Source organism: Nocardioides sp. P5_C9_2 (assembly GCF_054049555.1).
Genome location: NZ_JBFUMD010000697.1, coordinates 1 through 1,402 on the forward strand (window position 1 = coordinate 1; position 1,402 = coordinate 1,402).

At 73.4% G+C, this 1,402-nt stretch carries 2 protein-coding genes; one reads left to right on the forward strand and one right to left on the reverse strand.

The genetic code is table 11. The annotated features are described in order from the left end of the window. The first annotated feature begins 58 nt into the window (after positions 1 to 58). On the forward strand, positions 59 to 493 hold the full coding sequence (locus ACXJKL_RS21095; protein ID WP_457208948.1) for a DUF4439 domain-containing protein: 435 nt from the start codon (positions 59 to 61) through the stop codon (positions 491 to 493). A gap of 247 nt (positions 494 to 740) precedes the next feature. On the opposite strand, the gene ACXJKL_RS21100 is transcribed toward ACXJKL_RS21095, so the two are convergent. Continuing rightward, positions 741 to 1,402, reverse strand: a 662-nt coding sequence (locus ACXJKL_RS21100; RefSeq protein WP_457208949.1) for an HAD family hydrolase, incomplete at its 5' end; no start/stop codon positions are given.

Below are 1,402 nucleotides of genomic sequence, written 5' to 3' on the forward strand. Positions count from 1 at the left end.
CCCTGACCCAGCACCTCACCGTCCTCGGCGTCCAGGACGTCACCGGGGCTCCGGTCGCATGAGCACGCTCGAGGCCCTCCAGGCGACCCTGTCGGCGGAGCACGCCGCCCTGCACCTCTACGGCCTCTACGGCGGTCGCACGTCGCAGTCCACGGACCCGGCGCTCTTCGCGGCGCTGCAGGACGGCTACCGCGTGCACCGCGCCCGCCGGGACCAGCTGCGACTGATGGTCGCGGACCTCGGCGCGGCCCCGGTCGCGGCCGGGGCCGCGTACGAGGAGCCCGTGAGCCTGTCCGGCGCATCAAGGGTGGCCCGGGCCGCGCTGCTCACCGAGCAGTCCTGCGCCGAGACGTACGCCGCGCTGGTGGCCGAGTCGGCCGGCTCGCAGCGCCGCTGGGCCGCCACCGCGCTCACCGAGGCGGCCGTGCTCCAGCTGCGGCTGGGGGGCAGACCCACGGCGTTCCCCGGGGCGCCCGAGCTCGGGACCTCGTAGCCAGGATCCCCTCCGGCGGCACCACCCCGACATGGGGACGGTCCGCGCCCTTACCGAGTGGGGAAGTCCCGAGATCTCCCCCACTCGGTGAGGACGCGGACCAGGGTCGATCAGCATCACCCGTGCACCGCGCCATGTGGGGTGGCGGCGGCACATGCAGAACTATGCAGTACCCGAAGGCCTCCGCCCACCTCCCGGTGGTTGCATCTTTCTGCGCTGCGCAAACCTGCAAAAGTCGGGCCGGAGGTCAGCCGAGTCCGCGGACGGCGTCGGGCACCTGCGACAGCGCGTGGACCACCGCGTGCGGCTCGCCCTCGGTGTGGCCGACCTGCTCGGCCGGGATGGTGCTCAGCGGCACGTGGATCGTGTGCATCCCCGCCGCCCGGGCTCCCCAGATGTCGTCGAAGAGCCGGTCGCCCACGTAGACGCAGGCCGCCGGGTCGTCCACGCCCACGGCCGCCATCGCGGCGCCGAACGCGCGGGCCGACGGCTTCGTCCAGGGGATCTCGCTCGTGTAGACGTCCCCGTCGACGAGGTCGTAGACGCCGTCGCGCTCGAAGAACCCGACGTGCCACTCGCGAGGCCAGATCGTGTTGGAGAGCACCCCGACCTTGAGGCCCATGGCACGCAGCTCCGCGAACATCGGGCGGCACTCCGGGTCGGTGGCGGTGTGCGGCTCCCAGAACTCGTAGTAGGCGCGCAGGAGCTCGGGGTCGTGCTCGAGCCCGGCCTCGCCGAAGAGGTCGGCGATGGTCGCGCTCCGCTGGTGGTCGCGGCTCCTCCCCCAGACCAGCGAGCCCGCGGCGTGCAGGCGGGAGGTGATCTCCTCCGGCGAGTGGTGCTCGGCGCGGACCACCGCCTCGGCGAGCGCCAGCGACTCGGCGTGGAAGTCCACGTCGTGCCAGCGGG